At 72.2% G+C, this 16,910-nt stretch carries 16 protein-coding genes; 11 read left to right on the top strand and 5 right to left on the bottom strand.

Annotation, left to right across the window (positions count from 1 at the left end):
* Nucleotides 1–11 precede the first annotated feature (11 nt).
* The 6 genes from CIW48_RS13230 to CIW48_RS13205 all read left to right on the top strand — a co-directional run bounded on the left by CIW48_RS13230 (nt 12) and on the right by CIW48_RS13205 (nt 7,504).
* The gene (locus CIW48_RS13230; protein ID WP_149311193.1) at nt 12–1,049 is read left to right on the top strand and encodes a sulfonate ABC transporter substrate-binding protein; all 1,038 of its coding nucleotides are present in this window, start codon (nt 12–14) and stop codon (nt 1,047–1,049) included.
* Nucleotides 1,049–1,831, top strand: a complete 783-nt coding sequence (gene ssuC, locus CIW48_RS13225) for an aliphatic sulfonate ABC transporter permease SsuC (protein ID WP_149311192.1) — start codon at nt 1,049–1,051, stop codon at nt 1,829–1,831. Before CIW48_RS13230 ends, ssuC begins: the two co-directional genes overlap by 1 nt.
* Entirely contained in the window at nt 1,831–2,706 is an 876-nt protein-coding gene (locus tag CIW48_RS13220; protein ID WP_091780688.1) for an ATP-binding cassette domain-containing protein, read from the top strand. The genes ssuC and CIW48_RS13220 overlap by 1 nt, the downstream gene beginning before the upstream one ends.
* A gap of 296 nt (nt 2,707–3,002) precedes the next feature.
* On the top strand, nt 3,003–4,178 hold the full coding sequence (gene ssuD, locus CIW48_RS13215) for an FMNH2-dependent alkanesulfonate monooxygenase (RefSeq protein ID WP_149311191.1): 1,176 nt from the start codon (nt 3,003–3,005) through the stop codon (nt 4,176–4,178).
* A gap of 147 nt (nt 4,179–4,325) precedes the next feature.
* Nucleotides 4,326–4,595 (top strand): hypothetical protein, encoded by a 270-nt coding sequence (locus CIW48_RS13210; RefSeq protein ID WP_091780851.1) that lies wholly within the window; start codon nt 4,326–4,328, stop codon nt 4,593–4,595.
* A 653-nt stretch (nt 4,596–5,248) separates the two neighbouring features.
* On the top strand, nt 5,249–7,504 hold the full coding sequence (locus CIW48_RS13205) for a cyclic nucleotide-binding domain-containing protein (protein ID WP_149311190.1): 2,256 nt from the start codon (nt 5,249–5,251) through the stop codon (nt 7,502–7,504).
* A gap of 34 nt (nt 7,505–7,538) precedes the next feature.
* Here the strand turns inward: CIW48_RS13205 and CIW48_RS13200 are convergent, their stop codons facing one another.
* Nucleotides 7,539–7,934: a DUF3307 domain-containing protein gene (locus tag CIW48_RS13200; protein WP_149311189.1), complete on the bottom strand. Its 396-nt coding sequence runs from the start codon at nt 7,932–7,934 to the stop codon at nt 7,539–7,541.
* Nucleotides 7,935–8,270: 336 nt separating this feature from the next.
* Here CIW48_RS13200 and CIW48_RS13195 point away from each other — a divergent pair, with 336 nt between their 5' ends.
* On the top strand, nt 8,271–8,987 hold the full coding sequence (locus tag CIW48_RS13195) for a sigma-70 family RNA polymerase sigma factor (RefSeq protein WP_149311188.1): 717 nt from the start codon (nt 8,271–8,273) through the stop codon (nt 8,985–8,987).
* On the opposite strand, the gene CIW48_RS13190 is transcribed toward CIW48_RS13195, so the two are convergent.
* Nucleotides 8,984–10,027, bottom strand: a complete 1,044-nt coding sequence (locus tag CIW48_RS13190) for a GNAT family N-acetyltransferase (RefSeq protein WP_246695227.1) — start codon at nt 10,025–10,027, stop codon at nt 8,984–8,986. The two genes, CIW48_RS13195 and CIW48_RS13190, sit on opposite strands and share 4 nt — an antisense overlap.
* A 355-nt stretch (nt 10,028–10,382) precedes the next feature.
* On the opposite strand from CIW48_RS13190, the gene CIW48_RS13185 reads away from it, so the two are divergent.
* Nucleotides 10,383–11,156: a GNAT family N-acetyltransferase gene (locus CIW48_RS13185; RefSeq protein ID WP_149311187.1), complete on the top strand. Its 774-nt coding sequence runs from the start codon at nt 10,383–10,385 to the stop codon at nt 11,154–11,156.
* Nucleotides 11,157–11,167: 11 nt separating this feature from the next.
* Here the strand turns inward: CIW48_RS13185 and CIW48_RS13180 are convergent, their stop codons facing one another.
* Together CIW48_RS13180 and CIW48_RS13175 are read right to left on the bottom strand one after the other, a co-directional pair.
* Nucleotides 11,168–11,485 (bottom strand): hypothetical protein, encoded by a 318-nt coding sequence (locus CIW48_RS13180; RefSeq protein WP_149311186.1) that lies wholly within the window; start codon nt 11,483–11,485, stop codon nt 11,168–11,170.
* Nucleotides 11,482–12,246, bottom strand: coding sequence for an SGNH/GDSL hydrolase family protein (locus CIW48_RS13175; RefSeq protein ID WP_149311185.1), 765 nt, complete (start codon nt 12,244–12,246; stop codon nt 11,482–11,484). Before CIW48_RS13175 ends, CIW48_RS13180 begins: the two co-directional genes overlap by 4 nt.
* A gap of 353 nt (nt 12,247–12,599) precedes the next feature.
* Here CIW48_RS13175 and CIW48_RS13170 point away from each other — a divergent pair, with 353 nt between their 5' ends.
* Entirely contained in the window at nt 12,600–13,364 is a 765-nt protein-coding gene (locus CIW48_RS13170; protein ID WP_244513974.1) for a 3-hydroxyacyl-CoA dehydrogenase, read from the top strand.
* 6 nt (nt 13,365–13,370) lie between these two features.
* On the opposite strand, the gene CIW48_RS13165 is transcribed toward CIW48_RS13170, so the two are convergent.
* Entirely contained in the window at nt 13,371–13,619 is a 249-nt protein-coding gene (locus CIW48_RS13165; RefSeq protein WP_149311184.1) for a hypothetical protein, read from the bottom strand.
* A gap of 223 nt (nt 13,620–13,842) precedes the next feature.
* Here CIW48_RS13165 and CIW48_RS13160 point away from each other — a divergent pair, with 223 nt between their 5' ends.
* Together CIW48_RS13160 and CIW48_RS13155 are read left to right on the top strand one after the other, a co-directional pair.
* The gene (locus CIW48_RS13160; RefSeq protein WP_149311183.1) at nt 13,843–14,412 is read left to right on the top strand and encodes a PepSY domain-containing protein; all 570 of its coding nucleotides are present in this window, start codon (nt 13,843–13,845) and stop codon (nt 14,410–14,412) included.
* Between the two features lie 186 nt (nt 14,413–14,598).
* Complete coding sequence (locus tag CIW48_RS13155; RefSeq protein ID WP_149311254.1) at nt 14,599–16,875, top strand: xanthine dehydrogenase family protein molybdopterin-binding subunit; 2,277 nt, start codon at nt 14,599–14,601, stop codon at nt 16,873–16,875.
* Nucleotides 16,876–16,910: the final 35 nt, after the last annotated feature.

Below are 16,910 nucleotides of genomic sequence, written 5' to 3'. Positions count from 1 at the left end.
CGCTGAGAGCCATGACCGACCGAACGCCCCGCGCCCTGCCCCTGTCGCCCGTGAGCGGCCCCGCCCCGAGCCGCCGCCTGCTCCTGTCCGCCGGCCTCGGCCTCGCCGCGACCGCGGCTCTGCGCCCGGCCCGGGCGGCGGGCAGCATCCGGATCGGCTACCAGAAATACGGCTCCCTCGTGCTGCTGAAGGGCCGTGGCACCCTCGAGAAGGCGCTCCAGCCTTTGGGCACCACAGTGTTGTGGTCCGAGTTCCCCTCCGGCCCGCCGCTCCTGGAAGCGCTGAATGCCGGGGCGATCGATTTCGGCTCGGCCGGCGAGGCGCCGCCGATCTTCGCCCAGGCCGCGAGCGCGGACCTGCGCTACGTCGCCACCGAGCCGCCGGCCCCGCGGGGCGAGGCGATCCTCGTGCCCAAGGACAGCCTGATCCGCAGCGTCGCCGACCTGCGCGGCAGGACCATCGCCCTCAACAAGGGGTCGAACGTTCACTACCTTCTGGTGCGCGCCTTGGAGCAGGCGGGCGTCCCGTACGACGCGGTGAAGCTCGCGTTCCTGGCGCCCTCGGATGCCAATGCCGCCTTCGTGCGCGGATCCGTCGATGCCTGGGTGATCTGGGACCCGTTCCAGGCAGCCGCCGAGCGCGCCACGGGTGCTCGGGTCCTAGTCGACGGGCGGGGAATCGGCGGGCAGGCGCTCGCCCCCAACCGCCAGTTCTACCTGTCCCGGCGCGGCTTCACCGAGACGAGTCCCGAGATCGTCTCGGCCGTGCTCACGGCGATCGGGGAGGTCGATGCCTGGGCCGAGGGCCACGCCGACGCCGTGGCGGCGGAACTCGCCCCCTCGATCGGCATTCCTGCGCCGGTCCTCAGCGTGGCGCTCGGCCGCCTGTCCTACGGCGTCGCACCCCTCGACGCGGCCGCGATCGCCGACCAGCAGAAGGTCGCGGATGCCTTCCACGGGCTCGGACTCCTGCCGAAGCCGATCCGGGTCGCGGATGCGGTGTGGACCCCGCCCGCGCGCAAGGCCGACAACAGGGCGGAGAGCCGCTGATGCGCCCCTCCAAGTTCGAGCGCCTGCGCGACACGGCCCTGCCCTGGCTGGTGCCAGCCGTGATCCTCCTCGGGTGGCAGGCCGCGGTCTCATCCGGCCTCGTCTCCAACCGGTTCATGCCGGCACCCCTCGACGTGGTCCGGGCCGGCTGGGAAGCCGGGCGGACCGGGGAACTCTGGACCAATCTCGGCGTCAGCACCCTGCGGGCCCTCGCGGGCTTCGTGTTCGGCGGCGGCATCGGCTTCGCGCTCGGCCTCGCCAACGGCCTGTCGCGCCTGTCGGAGCGGCTGACCGACACCTCGGTGCAGATGGTGCGCAACGTGCCCCACCTGTCGCTGATCCCGCTGGTGATCCTGTGGTTCGGCATCGGCGAGGAGGCCAAGCTGTTCCTGGTGGCGCTGGGCGTGTTCTTCCCGATCTACGCCAACACCCTGCACGGCATCCGCTCGGTGGATCCGGGCCTCGTCGAGATGGGCCGGGTCTACGGCATGTCGCGCACCGAGCTGTTCACCCGGGTGGTGCTACCCGGCGCCCTGCCGTCGATCTTCGTGGGCCTGCGTTACGCGCTGGGCATCATGTGGCTGACGCTGATCGTCGCCGAGACGATCTCCGCCTCGTCGGGACTGGGCTACATGGCCATGCAGGCCCGCGAATTCATGCTGGTCGACGTCGTCGTGCTGGCGATCCTGATCTACGCCGCCCTCGGCAAGCTCGCCGACGCCCTGACCCGCCAGCTCGAGCGCGCCTGCCTCGCCTGGAACCCCGCCTACAGGAGCGCCTGATGCTGCTCGACGCCGTCCGCCGCGAGGCGCTTCCCGACCAGAGCTCCGATCCGCGGCATGCGGGCGGCGAGGCGGGCCACCACGTCGGCAGCCCCGCATCGGGGCGCGCTGCCGCGGAGCCCGCCGGGCGCGGGATCGCCGTCACCGTCCGCGACCTGCACAAGAGCTTCGACGGCAACGCCGTCATCGAGGGGCTGAACCTGTTCCTGCCGGCCGGCGGCTTCACCGCCGTGGTCGGCCGCTCCGGCTGCGGCAAGAGCACCCTGCTCCGCCTGATCCTCGGACTGGAGACGCCCACCGGCGGCCGGATCGATCTCGAAGGGCCGGCCGGCAGCGCCCGCCGGTCCGAGCCGCCGAAGCGGATCATGTTCCAGGAGCCGCGCCTCCTGCCCTGGGCGCGGGTCGTCGACAACGTCGCGGTCGGCCTGTCCGGCCACGGCTCCCGGGCCGAACGGCGGGAGCGGGCGCGCGCCGCGCTCGCCGAGGTCGGCCTCGCCGACAAGGCCGGGCAGTGGCCCGCGACCCTGTCGGGCGGCCAGCGGCAGCGCGTGGCGCTGGCCCGGGCGCTGGTGAGCCGGCCGGGCCTGCTCGCCCTCGACGAGCCGCTCGGCGCCCTCGATGCCCTGACCCGGATCGACATGCAGGACCTGATCGAGCGGATCTGGCGGGCGCAGGGGTTCACCGCGCTCCTGGTCACCCACGACGTCGCCGAGGCGGTGGCGCTCGCCGACCGGATCCTCGTGGTCGAGGACGGCCGCATCGCCCTCGACCTGCGGGTCGAGGTGCCGCGTCCGCGCCGGCGCGGAGACCCGGATCTCGCACGCCTCGAAGGCCGCATCCTCGATCACCTGCTCGGCACCCCGCAGGCCCTCTAAGAGGCCTCACAGGTGCTGTGCCGCATCCGGACCCCGATCCTCCGTCCTTCCGGGGCTCGCCGCAGGCGAGAGCCCGAAATCCGGACTTGCAGGCCCATCCGGATGGCATGCCTCATCCTGGCTCCTGTGGAAGCTCTGGATTCCGGGCTCCGCTGCGCGGCTCCGGAAGGACGCTACCATTCGTTCTCATCCATCACGGCAGCAATGGCAGGCACGGGCTTTTGTAGAAGCGCGTGATGTCGAAGAAACGGGCTTCCGATGTTCGCCCCATGCTCTGAACCGCAACGGAGATTCCGATGACCGCATCGACCGACGGGCGCGCCGACGTCCTCTGGTTCCTGCCAACCCACGGCGACGGGCGCTATCTCGGCGCTCAGGAGGGGGCCCGCGAGGTCTCGATCGACTATCTCCGGCAGATCGCTCAAGGCGCCGATGAGCTCGGCTATTACGGCGTGCTGCTGCCGACCGGGCGCTCCTGCGAGGATTCCTGGATCGTCGCCTCGGCGCTGGCGCCGCTGACCAAGCGCCTGCGCTTCCTCGTGGCGGTGCGGCCGGGCCTGATGGAGCCCTCCGCGGCCGCCCGCATGACCGCGACCCTCGACCGGATCTCGGACGGGCGCCTCCTGATCAACGTCGTCACTGGCGGCGATCCGGTGGAACTCGCCGGCGACGGCGTGTTCCTGTCCCACGACGAGCGCTACGCCGTCACCGACGAGTTCCTGACGATCTGGCGCGGCCTGCTCGCGGGCGAGACCGTGACGTTCGAGGGGAAGCACCTGCGCACCGAGAACGGCCGGGTGATCTTCCCGCCGGTGCAGAAGCCCTATCCGCCGCTTTATTTCGGCGGCTCGTCGGCGCCCGGCATGGCGGTGGCGGCCGAACATTGCGACGTCTACCTCACCTGGGGCGAGCCCCCGGCTCAGGTCGCCGAGAAGATTTCTGCCGCACGCCGCGCCGCCGAGGAGCACGGAAAGATCTTCTCGTACGGTATCCGCCTGCACGTCATCGCCCGCGAGACCGAGGCCGAGGCCTGGGACGCCGCCGAGAAGCTGATCTCGAAGCTCGACGACGCCACCATCGCCAAGGCGCAGGAGACCCTGAAGCGGCAGGATTCCGTGGGCCAGAGCCGGATGATGGCGCTCCACGGCGGCAATCGCGACAAGCTCGTGGTAGCGCCGAACCTCTGGGCCGGCGTCGGCCTGGTCCGCGGCGGCGCCGGAACGGCCCTGGTTGGCTCGGCCGATCAGGTCGCCGACCGGATGAAGGAGTATATCGATCTCGGGATCGACCGCTTCATCCTCTCGGGCTACCCGCACCTGGAGGAGGCCTATCGCTTCGCCGAGCTGGTCTTCCCGAAGCTGCCGCTCCGCGCCACCACGGGCCGGCCGGCCGGCAATGCCCGCAACGACGGCCCGTTCGGCGAAATCATCGCCAACGACCTCATGCCGGCCCACCGCATCGGCGCGCATTGACCGGAGGCGGCCCCGCCGACGGTTCAGGGCATGGCTGATCTGCGTTCGGCCGGTCCGGGCGTCATCGTCATGCCATGCTTGGCGCCCATCCGCCCCGCCCATCGCCACGCGACGCGCTCGCGCGGTCTGGACGAGCGAAGGATTTCGATGACTGCGACCAAGACGGCCTTCCTGGCCATCGGTCTGTGCCTCGGCCCCGCCGCGGCCTTCGCGGAGCAATCCCCAGCCCGGGAAGCGCTCAAGCAATACTGCACCGGCGACTACATGGATTACTGCAGCGCCTATGCGCCGGGCGGTCCGGAAGTCGAGGCCTGTTTCAAGGCCAATCTCAAGAAGCTCTCGGCCAATTGCTCGGCGGCGATCACCGCCTACAAGAAGGAGCAGCGGGCAACCAAGCGGGTCAGCGAGGCGCGCTGAGCACCGGAGCCCGTCGCGTCAGCGCACGCTGATCCCGGGACCGCTGCCAGCGCGAGCCGTTTACGATCACGTCGGGACAGGATCCGCTTTCCCGTTCAGGCTCGGGACGTGTCGGCAGCACTGTCATCGCCGTGTCGATGGCCTACACGCGCTGATCAGCTCCGTCTTTCCAGGGCGCCGGAGGCGAGCCTGGAATCCAGAAGCGCAGTTGGCGCAAGTCCCTGGCATGTCGGCGCTTCTGCATCCTGGTCTCCGCTGCGCGGCGCCGGGATGACGGGGCGAAGCCTGTGCTGCGGCCACGCAAGGCCGCGGATTGAGACCTCCCCCGGAGCGACAGGTAGAACCGGCTCCCCGGGTAGCCCTTGGCCCGCACGAGCGCGGGTGACCAGCGACGCCTGTCCCGGTCCATGTCGCATCGCGATCGGAAGCGGTGCCGGTGACGGGCGGTCCGTCCCCGGCGATCCCCGCCAATATCGCCGGGCCGAAGCGACCTGGAAGCGACCTGCACGATAATTTAAGCCCGCAACTGCCATCGGGTAAGGACTGGCGCGGCTCAGTTCAGGTCCTGCGATTCGGCGACGATCCGTGCGCGTGATTGCATGGGATCTGCAAGGTCCGCCCCATCGGGATTTCGAGACGCGGGTACCGTGCCGATGACGACATCCAACCTGACGTCCGCCGGGACCGCCTCCCGGGCCGGCGGCCGCGAGGCCGTGCTACGCGGGGCGCGCATCGCCGCCGCCGCGTCTGTCACCGTGATGGTGCTGCTGCTCGACCTCATCAGCTACTCTCAGCTGATCTTCTCGGGACCGCTGGCGGAGAGCCGCGCGGCCGGCCTTTCGGCGCTGCTCGCGGCCTACGTGCTCGGCAGCCTCGTCTTCATCGCGCTTCGGCGGACCGCGCGGATCTCGCTGTCCTTCATCGGCGCGGCCGCGATCGTGCAGGCGGCGATCGCCGCGGCGGTCGCCGGGCAGCTCGAGGCGGCCGGCATCACCGATCCGGAGACGGTCGGTCAGCTCGTCCTCGTCGCCTGCGGCGTCTCGACCTTCGCCACCGGCGTGATCTTCGCGCTGCTCGGCACCCTGCGGGCCTCCCTGCTGGTGCAGCTTCTGCCCTATCCGGTGCTCGCCGGCTTCCTCGGCGGCGTCGGGCTGCTGTTCCTGCGCAGCGGCGTGCAGATCGGCGGCCATGTCGACGATCCGCTCGCGGCCTTGCTCCGCGCCATCGACCCGGCGAACCTCGATCCGGGCCGGATCGAGGCCGGCGCGCTCGCGCGCATCGCCCTGACCCTCGGCATCGGGTTCTGCGCCTTCTACCTGCCCCGGATCGTCCGGCACTGGGGCACCTATCCCACGGTCATCCTGTCGAGCCTCGCTGTGGTCCATCTCGGGCTGGCCTGGACGGGCACGAGCGTCGCCGCCGGGCAGGCATCGGGATGGCTGATCGAGCCGCTGCCGGCGGGATCGCTGCTGCGGCCGCCCGCCATCGGCAGCCTGCTGGCCTTCGATCCGCACCTGCTCCTGCCGATCTGGCCCAAGATCGCCACCCTGGTCGTCGTCGCGGTGATCATCCAGATCCTCTACGTGGTGAGCGTCGAGCTGGAGATCCGGCGCGACCTCGACATCGACCGGATGTTCGTCGCCTCGGGCGCCACCAACTTGGTCGGCAGCCTGTTCGGCAGTTCCGCGATGGGCTTCGGCCGGACCTCGACGCTGCTGCTGCACAATATCGGCGGCGGCCACTGGCTCGGCTGGTGGCTGACCCTCGCGGTCATGGCGGCTCTGCTCATCGTCGGCGCGAGCCCCCTGGCGCTGCTGCCCCGCCCGCTGGCCGGCGGCGCCCTGATCGCCATCGGCATCGGGCTTCTGTTCAACCTCGGCGTCGCCACCCGGACCCTGCCGGGTTGGGAGATCGCCATCGCGCTGGTCGTGTGCGCCGCCACCGCGGTCTTCGGGGCCACCACGGGCTTCCTCGTCGGCGTCCTGCTGGCGATCCTGATCTTCGGGGTCCAGTACGGGCAGATCGGCGCAATCCGCCGGTCGCTCTCCGGGGCGGAACGGCGCAGCAGCGTCATCCGCGGTCCCGACGCGGCCGCGCGGCTCGAGGCGGCCGGCGGCCGGACCCGGATCTACACCCTGCAGGGCTACCTGTTCTTCCTCAACGCGCAGGCGATCTACCGCCGGGCCGCGGCGGAGGCCGGGGATCTGCGCGTCCTGATCCTGGATTTCCGCGAGACCGTGGGGCTCGACAGCTCGGCGCTGATCGCGTTCCGCAAGGTCGGCCAGCTCGCCGAGCAGCGGCACTTCGACGTGCTGCTGGTCCATCTCGATCCAACAACGCGCCTGCAGATCACCCGCAACGATCTCGCCGTCGGCGCGCATGTCCGGATCCTCGACACGCTGGACGAGGCTCTGCGCGCCGCCGAGTCGACGCTGCTGGCGGAAGCCGGGGGCGCCGGCCCGGGGGAGGTCGCCCTCTTCGCCCGGCACATGGCCGACCGGCTGGGCCGCACGGTCGGACCGGAGGACTTCGCCCCGTATCTCACGGTCCGCGCGCTGGCGGCGGGCGAGGCGCTGATGCGCCAGGGGGAGGCGGCCGATGCGCTCTACTTCCTGGAGCAGGGCTTGGTTTCCATCGAGATGGAGGTGGCCGGCCGCGGCAACCTGCGCCTGCGCACCACCACGGCGGGCACGGTCATCGGCGAGATCGCGCTGGTTCAGGGCGGACGGCGCACCGCCACCGCGATCGCCGAGAGCCCCTGCCGGGTGGTCGGCATCGACCGCGCCGCCCTCGCCCGGATGGAGCGGGAGCGCCCGGACCTCGCGCTCACCTTCCAGCGCTTCCTGATCCTGGAACTGGCCGGCAAGGTCTCCGACACGAACCGGCTGCTTGAGGCGGAGATGCAGTGACGCGCCTGGCGGCGCTCGCCGTCCCGATTGCGGGTCAGGCCGCCGCCAGCACCACGGCGAGCCCGAGATGGGTGACTTGGTGCAGGAACTGGTCGATGCCGATCAGCCACCAGAACCGGGCATCCGTGATCGGCAAGCGGGTCCGCTGACCGACCAGCACCTTGCCGCGGTCGACCCCCGTATGGATCGCGAAATCGACGAGCGCCAGCCACCACAGGGCCGGTTGCACCGTGAGCGCGATCATCAGCGTGCCGAGGCCGTGCAGGCCGGTATGGGCGCAGAGGGGGGCGAGCCAGACGGAAGGGTGCTGCTTTCCCTGCGCCATCCAGTTGGTCTGAAAGAAGAAATCCGCCACGAGGTGCTTCACGGCGAATGCGAGGACCAGCAGCGCGAAGGCACCAACCGGGACAAGCGTATCGACGGACGGCATCGCGGCTCAGGCTCTCCTGCCGCGATCCTGCGCGGAGGGGTTCGGATGCGCGCTCCGCGCCCCGAATCGAGGAAGCGCCAGCATACACGCGCCGACCGACCCTGGCGCGCGCCGAAATCCGGCCCGGTGGCCGAGCCTCCCCCCGGGAGCTCCGCCGCGAAATTCAGGATCCGGATCGGCTATTCGCCTTCCGGCGCACAGATATTCAGTCTATTTCCCCGAACAATGATTGCCCGAGCAAATTTTAATCATTCCAATCCACAAAGATAGACGTTGTTACACGATTCAACAGCATGATAGCTGTCCTGCCTGCATGAACCAAGAGGGTGGGATATCGTGAGCGGGACAGGGGCGGGCCGGACGAGCGACCTCGGCCTCTCCGGCCAGACGAGCGCCGCGGCCCCGGCGCGCGAGCCCGGCCGGCAGCCGCCGGGCGAATCTTGGAACCTCGCGGCGTTCGAGCGTCACCGCGCCGCCTACCTTGCGCATGCGCGCCGCATCCTCGGCTGCCCGGCGCAGGCGGAGGACGTGGTCCAGGACGTGGTGCTCCGGCTCATCGCTGATCCGCCCAGAGCCGAGACGGTCATCCAGGCCGCCTATGTCGGGCGGATGGTGCGCAATCTCGCCCTCGACCGGGCGCGGCGGCAGGGTTTCGAGCGGCGCCTGTTCACCGGCCTCGACGCCGCGCCGGACCCGTCCGATCCCGGCACGGGGACCCCCGAGGCGGCCGCGGCCTCGCGCGAATCCCTGCGGCAGGTGGAGGTCGCGGTCGCCGAGATGCCGGAGCCGGTGCGCACGGCCTTCCAGCTCCACCGGGTCGAGGGGGTTCCGCAGATCGAGATCGCGGCCCGGCTGGGGGTCTCACGCGCCCTGGTGTGCGGCCTCGTCCACCGGGGTCACCTGCACTGCCTCGCGGCCCTCGACCGGCGTTGCGGCGCCTGTCCGGCGCGCACCGACGCACCACGCGAGCTTCAGCGCCAGGCCGAGCCCATCGGCCGGAAACGCGGCCGGGAACGGGGCCGCGACCCGGTTGGCGAGCATCCCCATGCCTAGGCCGGTAGGGCGGGGGGTCGCGGCACGGCGTCGGCGGCTGCCGCCCCCGGCACCCACAGCCGGTCACGGACGAAGTGCTCGCGCGACAGGGCGACCAGGGCCGCGCGCTTGTGGGGGAAATCGATGGTGGCGACCGTCGCGAAGCCGGAGGCGTGGAGGTTCCGGATCTGCTGGGCGTGATCGGCCCGCGGCTCGCCGACAATGCGCTGCGTGCGCGGCTCGTCGAGGAACAGGTAGTGCATCAGCGACGGCAGCCAGGCCGAGAGATAGGGGCGCCCGCGCACGGCTTCGTCGCCGATCGCCACGTGCCAGCCGCGATCGTAGGGGCCGGACTCATAGAGCGGCCCGAGGCGGCTCTCCCGCGCCCAGTACAATTCGAAATAGCCGAACGGCTTCCCGTCGAGGCAGCCGAACAGCGGCAGGATCGCGGGGTCGGCCTGAAGCTTGGCGATGGCGGCGGCGTGCGTCGCGAGGGTGCCGGCCTCCTGCCAGATCGCGGCGACCCGGGGGTCGTTCATCCAGGCCGAGAACAGGGCGACGTCCCCGGGCTCCGTCATCGTGCGGAAGCTCAAGCATCGGCCGAGCCATGGGATCACCCGCGCGTAGACGGTGCCGGCAGGCGTCTCGGGCCGCAGCGGGTGGCGGCGGCCAGCCGTTGCGGTGAACAGCTCAGGGAAGGGCGGCCGAGCCGCCGGGAGCCAGCGGGCGGCGCATTGCCAGAGGAGCCCCGGCAGGATCTCGACGCCGTGGCCGACGCGCCGGGCCGCGCCGAGCTCGAGCAGGCGCCTGGACGTCGCAGAATCCGCCGCGACGGCGATGCGCAGAACGCGCACGTCCTGGGCGGTCAGCGCCTCGGCGCGCGCCAGGATCGCCTCCACGGCCGCCGCCGGCTCGACCGGTTCGGCGACGCGGATCACCGGGGCCTCCGGGGGGCCGTCCAGGGCGAGCGGCACCTGCGCGACCGCGTGCGCCCGTTCATCCTCGATCCATGCAGGATGCGCGCGCGCGTCCCGCATCGGGGCCCTCGAAGCGTCCGTCATCGGTCCTCCGCGTGTCGCCGGCACCTCCCTGACGGATGGGGCCGCCCGGCGTTCAGCGGTTTCGTGCGGTCGCTGCCCCGGCGATCCCGAGGGGCGCGGCCGTGAACGGCGCCCCGCCTCAACCGTCACTCCGCCGAAGCCTGAAACGGTGCAGGAGCGAGCGGATGGACAGGCCGGCCGGCCAGGGGGCGATACCGGGGGCGGACATGGCCGCAGACGCGACCGCGGACTGGATCCGACGGCCGGCGGTGGCCTTCGCCTGTGCGGCCGCCCGCGTCCGACGGATGGTCCGGGTTGCGGATCGGCACGTCTTCGAACAGGCCGCTCAAGCTGCCCCTCGGATCGCCGCCTGACCATGCGCGATCCCGAACCGACCTTCGAGACCCTGCGCGACGCCCACGTGGCGGCGCTCACCGGCTCCCTGATCGACGGCCTCGCGGACGGGCCCGGGGGCGCGGGCTACGTCTGGTCGCGGAGCATCCCGGACCCGACCCTGAACTTCGCCTTCGGGGTGCACGAGCCCGACCAGTTCGCCTGGGCGGGAGCGGCAGCCCTCGGGCGCGCCCGGGCACCCGCCTTCCTGGCCCGGGACGAGGCGGAGGTCGCGCTGCTGCGCGCCCTGTTCGAGCCCGCCATCCTCTACCGGGCGAGCTGGATGGTGGCCCGGGTGCTGCCGGCGCCATCCGCGTCCTGCCGCGCCGTCACCGTGCAGGCGACGCCCGCACCGGGGCCGGATTTCGAGCGGGTCTTCGCCCATCTGTCCGACGCGCCGGGCGTGCGGACGCATCTGCGCCGCTTCTACATCCCGGCGCTGCGCGCGGCCCGGGGCCGGCCCGGCCTCGCGGCGCTGCACCTCGTCCTGCGCGACGCCGCCGGTCCCGCGGCCTGCGCCAGCCTTTATCTGCGCGGCGACACGGCAGGGCTGTACAATGTCAGCACGCGGGCCGACCGGCAGCGCCGCGGCCTCGGCACCGCCGTGATCGTTGCGGCCCTCCGCGAGGCGCGGGCGCGCGGGGCCGCGCAGGTCTTCCTGCAATGCCCGGCCGGCGGCAGGATCGAGGCGCTCTACGCCCGGGCGGGGTTCCAGACGGTTTGCACGCCCACCCTGCTGTGCACGAGCCCGCCCTGATCGGGATCCGCTCAGAACGGCTGCGCACCATACCCGTAGGGTGTCAGACTGAGGACGAATCCGATCTCCGCCTCTGCGTCGCCGAGGACCAGCGCGCTGGCCGGCCCGACCACGATCTTGCCCCCGCCCTCCGACCGGGCCGCGTATCGACCGCGAGACCCGACCGTCGCCAATGCCGCGAGGGCGCGCCGCGCCGCCCGCGGGCGGCGAACGCCGTTCTCGTCGAGCCAGACCACCTCGTCGGCGGGCCAGACCCGCAGGGGCAGGGTGTCGCGGGTGCCGCGCGAAAGCCGCCGCACAGGAGCGGCCAGGAACGGCCGGATCCTCACGGCGGGGCGACCCGGGCCGCGCGCAGGACCCGGAGGGGCGCCGACGGAGAGGCCGTCCTGGCCGGCGCGCGACGGGGCGCGTTCGGGTGATGCGGCCGCCCCGTGGACGGGACCGCGTCGATTGCCACCGTGCGGGCGAGCGCCGCGGCCAGGGGAGCGTAATCGGCCAGATGCACGCCGTCCCGGTGGAGACCCGGGCCGGCGAGCCCTCCGGCGCCGGCGCGCCACGCCGCGAACGGGTCGAAATAGGTGTGGCCCCCGTCCGCGCACAGCGCCGCCAAGCGCTCGGAGAAAACCGCGACGGCCGCGGGATCCCGGCCGGTCGCCTCGATACCGATCGGCGGGACGGCGGCGACGAAGATCTGCGCCGACCACGCCTCCAGGCTGCGCAGGATGCGCCGGACATCCGCCTCGAACCGGTCGACGGCGCGGCCTCGCTCGGGATGCCGCCAGCGCTGGATGTCGTTGGTGCCGATGATCAGCACCGCCGCCGCGCAGCGGGCCGGAATGCGCAGCGCGCCGAGATGGCGGCCGCAATCGGCCGCAGTGCTGCCACCGACGGCGATGTTGATGCAGGGCCGGCCATCGAAATCCGGCGCTCCGACGAACTCGGCGTGGGAATTGCCGGCCAGCAGCACGCTGTCGGGCGCGGCCGCCCCGAGTGCCGCGTGGATGCCGGGACGCCGTTCCGCGAAGCGGCGCCCGACGATGCGCCCGTGTCGCCAGTGCCGGGCGGCGGTCTCGATCCAATGGGCGCCCATGGCTGTCCTGATCAGGCGTGGGGAATCGGCCGCTCCCGGACGGCCGGGACCGGAGGGCAATGGATGCGGGCAGGCCTATCGGCCGGATACAGACCGCAACACGCTGCGCGTGGCCGGACGACTTGCCGCCGCGCGATGAAGCACCGGGAACACTTGGAAAGACGATCCGAGACAGCGGATCACCGTTCCGGTATATATGTGGGAAAATTTCACACGTCAATCGGGAGGCGTGGTGCATCAGTTTCGGATCGGAACCGGCACGCCTTCCGGCCGTCGCGGCGCCGCGCTAGGTCGGTGGTTGCGGGGCGCCGTCGGCCGCCCGGAACCGTCGGGGAGCCAGGATGGTCAGCGCGATGATCAGGGATCGGGTCTTCATCGTCACGGGCGCGGGCTCGGGCCTGGGCGAGGCGACGGCGCGCGGCCTCGTGGCAGCGGGCGCCCGAGTGGTCGTCGCCGACATCGCCCGGGAGGCCGGTGCGCGCGTGGCGGCGGATCTCGGGGCGCAGGCCCGCTTCGCCGAGACCGACGTCACCCGCGAGGCGGATGGCGCGGCGGCAGTCCGGGCGGCGCTGGACGCGTTCGGGCACTTGCACGGGCTCGTGAACTGCGCCGGCATCGCCCCGGGCGAGAAGGTGGTGGGGCGCGACGGGCCGCATCGGCTCGAGACCTTCGCGCGGGCGGTCTCGATCAACCTCGTCGGCACCTTCAATATGATCCGGCTGGCGGCCGAGGCCATCGCCCGCGAGGTGCCGGACGCGGCCGGCGCCCGGGGCGTGATCGTCAACACCGCCTCGATCGCGGCCTTCGACGGCCAGATCGGGCAGGCCGCCTACGCGGCCTCGAAGGGCGGCATCGTCTCGATGACCCTGCCGATCGCCCGGGAACTCGCCCGCCACGGCATCCGGGTCGTCACCATCGCGCCGGGCATCTTCGAGACGCCCATGATGGCGGGGCTGCCCCAAGACGTGCAGGAGACGCTCGGCCGGAGCGTGCCGTTCCCGCCACGGCTCGGCCGCCCGTCGGAATACGCCGACCTCGTCCGCCACATCTGCGAGAATCCGATGCTCAACGGCGAGACGATCCGCCTCGACGGGGCGCTGCGGATGCCGCCCCGCTGAGCCGCGTCAGCCGATCGACATGCTGGTCAGGACCCCGGCGGCCCGGCGGACCTCATCGGCGATCATTTCCTCGCTCGGTCCGTCGATCGGCATGTCGGACAGGATCGCCGCCACGTCGCGCTTCACGTCCTCGCGGATCTCCGGGTTCTCCTCGGAAAGCCGCCCGATCAGGACCCCGAGCACGATCTCCAGCGCCGAGAGCTTGGCGTGCAGGCGCGTGAACTCGTCCAGCGGCTCGGGCTCGTTCGCGGTCATGACCTGCTCCATCGAAGGGAAATCCGCCGTCGCCCAGGGCACGCCGGATCGTCCGCGTGTCATATAGGCGCGCCGGCCGTCCGTCTCGCCGGGCGGTCGATCCCGCGCCTTCCGGCTTCTCCGCTCGGGACGGCAGCCGAATTTTTCCCGATTGCGGGCAACCGGTTTTCCGGACCCGACGTTTCACGCTCCCGTGAATGAACCCGCAAAGGGACAGCTCGCCATGATCACCCGCCTCACCGCCGCAGCCGGCCTGCTCGCACTCTCCGCCAGCCTCGCCGTGGCCCAGACCCCCACCGCGACACCTGCCGAGACCGCCACGAAGGCCGACAGCAATCTGAAGGAGTGGCAGGTCGCCAAGATCGCCAAGGTCGGCCTCGCCCAGGCGCTCACCACCGCCGAGGCGCAGGGCGAGGAGAAGGGCGGCCGCGCCATCGACGCCGACTTCGAGAAGGCCGACAGCAAGGATCCGGCCCATTACAGCGTCAAGGTCGTCTACCCGAGCGGCAAGCTGGTCGAGTACGGCATCAACGCCGATACCGGCGTCCTCTACAAGACCGAGAACCAGCCGTTCGAGCGCTACTTCACCCGGCTGAAGGCCTCCGACTTCCAGAACGCCAAGACCTCGCTGAAGGACGCGCTCGCCATCGCCGAGCAGAAGGCCGGCGGCGGCAAGGCCTACGAGGCCGAGGTCGAGAAGGACGGCGCCTCGGTCCAGTACGAGATCAAGGTGGCCGGCGCCGACAAGGAGCAGGAGGTCAAGGTCGGACCGGACGGCAAGGTCCAGAACTGAGGCCGAGGGCTGCGGCGGCGCAGGCCGCCGCAAGCCCCTCCGTCCCTGCGGGCGGAGCGCAGCGGTGACGGCCGGGTCGGACCGGCCGCTGCATCCTGTCACCCCACCACCCGCGGAGCCGAAGCGCCCCCACGGCACTTCCCATTTCGCGATGCGGCCCCGATGGCCGCGGACGGGGAGGGCGGCATGGACGCGGGTGCGCTGGAGATCGACGCCCATCTCGGACGGGCCCACACCCGGGTCGAGGGCCCCGACAAGGTCACCGGCCGGGCCCTCTACAGCTCCGACCTCACCGGGCCGGAGACCGGCACGGCCCACGCGGCCCTGGTGACCAGCACGGTCGCCCGGGGCCGCATCACCGGGTTCGACCTCGCGGCCGCCGAGCGGGTGCCGGGCCTTCTGGGGATCTTCACCCACCGGGACTTCGCGGGCGCGGTGGCGCCGGTGAAGCACCTGATGGCCGGCGGCTTCGCCAACAGCTCGCACCGGCCCCTCGATTCCGACGTCGTCGCCTATGCCGGCCAGATCGTGGCGCTGGTCGTCGCCGAGACCCTGGAGGCCGCTGCGGCGGCCGCCGGTGCGGTCAGGGTCTCCTACGCGGAGGAGCCCGCCGCCGGCGGATTCGACGCGCCCGGCGCCGAGACGCTGCGCCTCGCCGACCTGAAGCCCCACCACGCGGACATCGCCCGGGGCGACGCCGAGGCGGGCTTGGCGGACGCGGCCGTCCGCGTCGAGGCGCGCTACGCGACGCCGGTCCAGCACCACAACCCGATCGAGCTGTTCACCACCCGGGCCGCCTGGGACGGCGACCGGCTCACCGTGCACGAGCCGACCCGCTACGTCGGCGCCGTCCAGCACGGGCTCGCCGCGCAGCTCGGGCTGGATCCCGCGCAGGTGCGGGTGGTGGCCGGTCTGATCGGCGGCCATTTCGGCTCGAAATTCGCGCTGTCGCAGCACACGGCGCTGGTCGCCCTGGCGGCGCGGCGCCTCGGCCGACCGGTCTCCCTGGTGCCGAGCCGGCAGCATTGCTTCACCATCGCCAATTACCGGCCGGAATCGCGCCACCGCATCCGGCTCGGCGCCGACCGGACCGGCCGGTTCACCGCCCTGGTGCACGAGGCCGAGACCGTGACGTCGCGCTTCGATCCGTTCGTCATGGAGGGCGCTGAGGTGACCGCCAGCCTCTACGCCTGCCCGAACATCCGCACCGAGGAGCGGGCCGTGCGGGTCGACCGCAACACGCCGGGGCCAATGCGGGCGCCCCCGGAGGTGCCGTTCCTGTTCGCCCTGGAGAGCGCCGTCGACGAGATGGCGGCGGCGCTCAACATGGACCCGATCGCGTTGCGTCGGCTCAACGACACCGCGGTCGATCCGGTCACCGGAAAACCGTTCTCGACCCGGCCGCTGATGGCCTGCTTCGACGCCGGGGCGCGGGCCTTCAGCTGGTCGCGCCGGGCCCCGCGCCCGGGCACGATGCGCGACGGACCCTGGCGGGTGGGCCTCGGCTGCGCCGCCTCGATGCGACCCGTGAAGATCGCCGCCGCCACGATGCGGGTCCGGCTCGGCCCGGACGGCGCCGCCGAGGTGGCCTGCGCGCACCACGAGATCGGCAACGGCATCACCACGCTGCTCGCCCTGGGCGCGGCGGACGGGCTCGGCGTGGCGGTCGAGCGGGTCACGGTCCGGCTCGGCGACACGGACCTGCCGGCGGCGGGCATCTCCGGCGGCTCGAGCACGACGACCAGCCTGATGAACGCCCTGGCGCTGGGCTGCGGGCAGCTCCGCGCTGTGCTGGCGCAGGCCGCGACCGGGCAGGGCGGCCGCCTCGCCGGCCAGGATCCGGGTTCCCTGCGCCTCGCGGGCGGGCGGCTCGTCGCCCCGGACGGGACCGGGATCGCCCTCGCGGAAGCGGTCGGACCCGAGGGGGTCGCGACGGTCGCGGAGTTCGTGCCCGAGGGCAGCGACCGGGAGACGGCGCTCAGGGGCCTGCGCGGTGGCCATATCGGGCTGGCGCTCGGCGGCGCGGGGAAAGCGGTGTCCTGGGGCTTCGGGGCGCAGTTCGCGGAGGTCCACGTCCATGCCGAGACCGGGGAGATCCGGGTGGCGCGGCTCACCGGCGCCTTCGCGGCGGGGCGGATCCTCAACCCGCTGACCGCGAAGAGCCAGCTCATGGGCGGGATGATCTGGGGCCTCGGCTCGGCGCTCCTGGAGGAGACGGTGCTCGACGGCGCCACCTACCGCAACCCGGACCTCGCCGAGTACCTCGTGCCGACGGCGGCCGACGCGCCCGAGGTGGAGGCGCTGCTGGTGCCCGACCCCGACGATCAGGTCGACGCCCTGGGCCTGAAGGGGCTGGGGGAGCTCGGCATCATCGGGATGAACGCGGCCATCGCCAACGCCGTCCACCACGCCACCGGCCGCCGCATCCGGAGCCTGCCGATCCGGCTGGAGGACATGGCCTGAGGGGGCCGCCGTCTCCCGCCCCGCAGAGGGGGAGG

This window comes from Methylobacterium sp. P1-11 (genome assembly GCF_008329595.1).
Classification (GTDB): domain Bacteria; phylum Pseudomonadota; class Alphaproteobacteria; order Rhizobiales; family Beijerinckiaceae; genus Methylobacterium.
The sequence above is the reverse complement of the archived record's forward strand: the minus strand, read 5'-3'. Positions and strand labels throughout refer to the sequence as shown.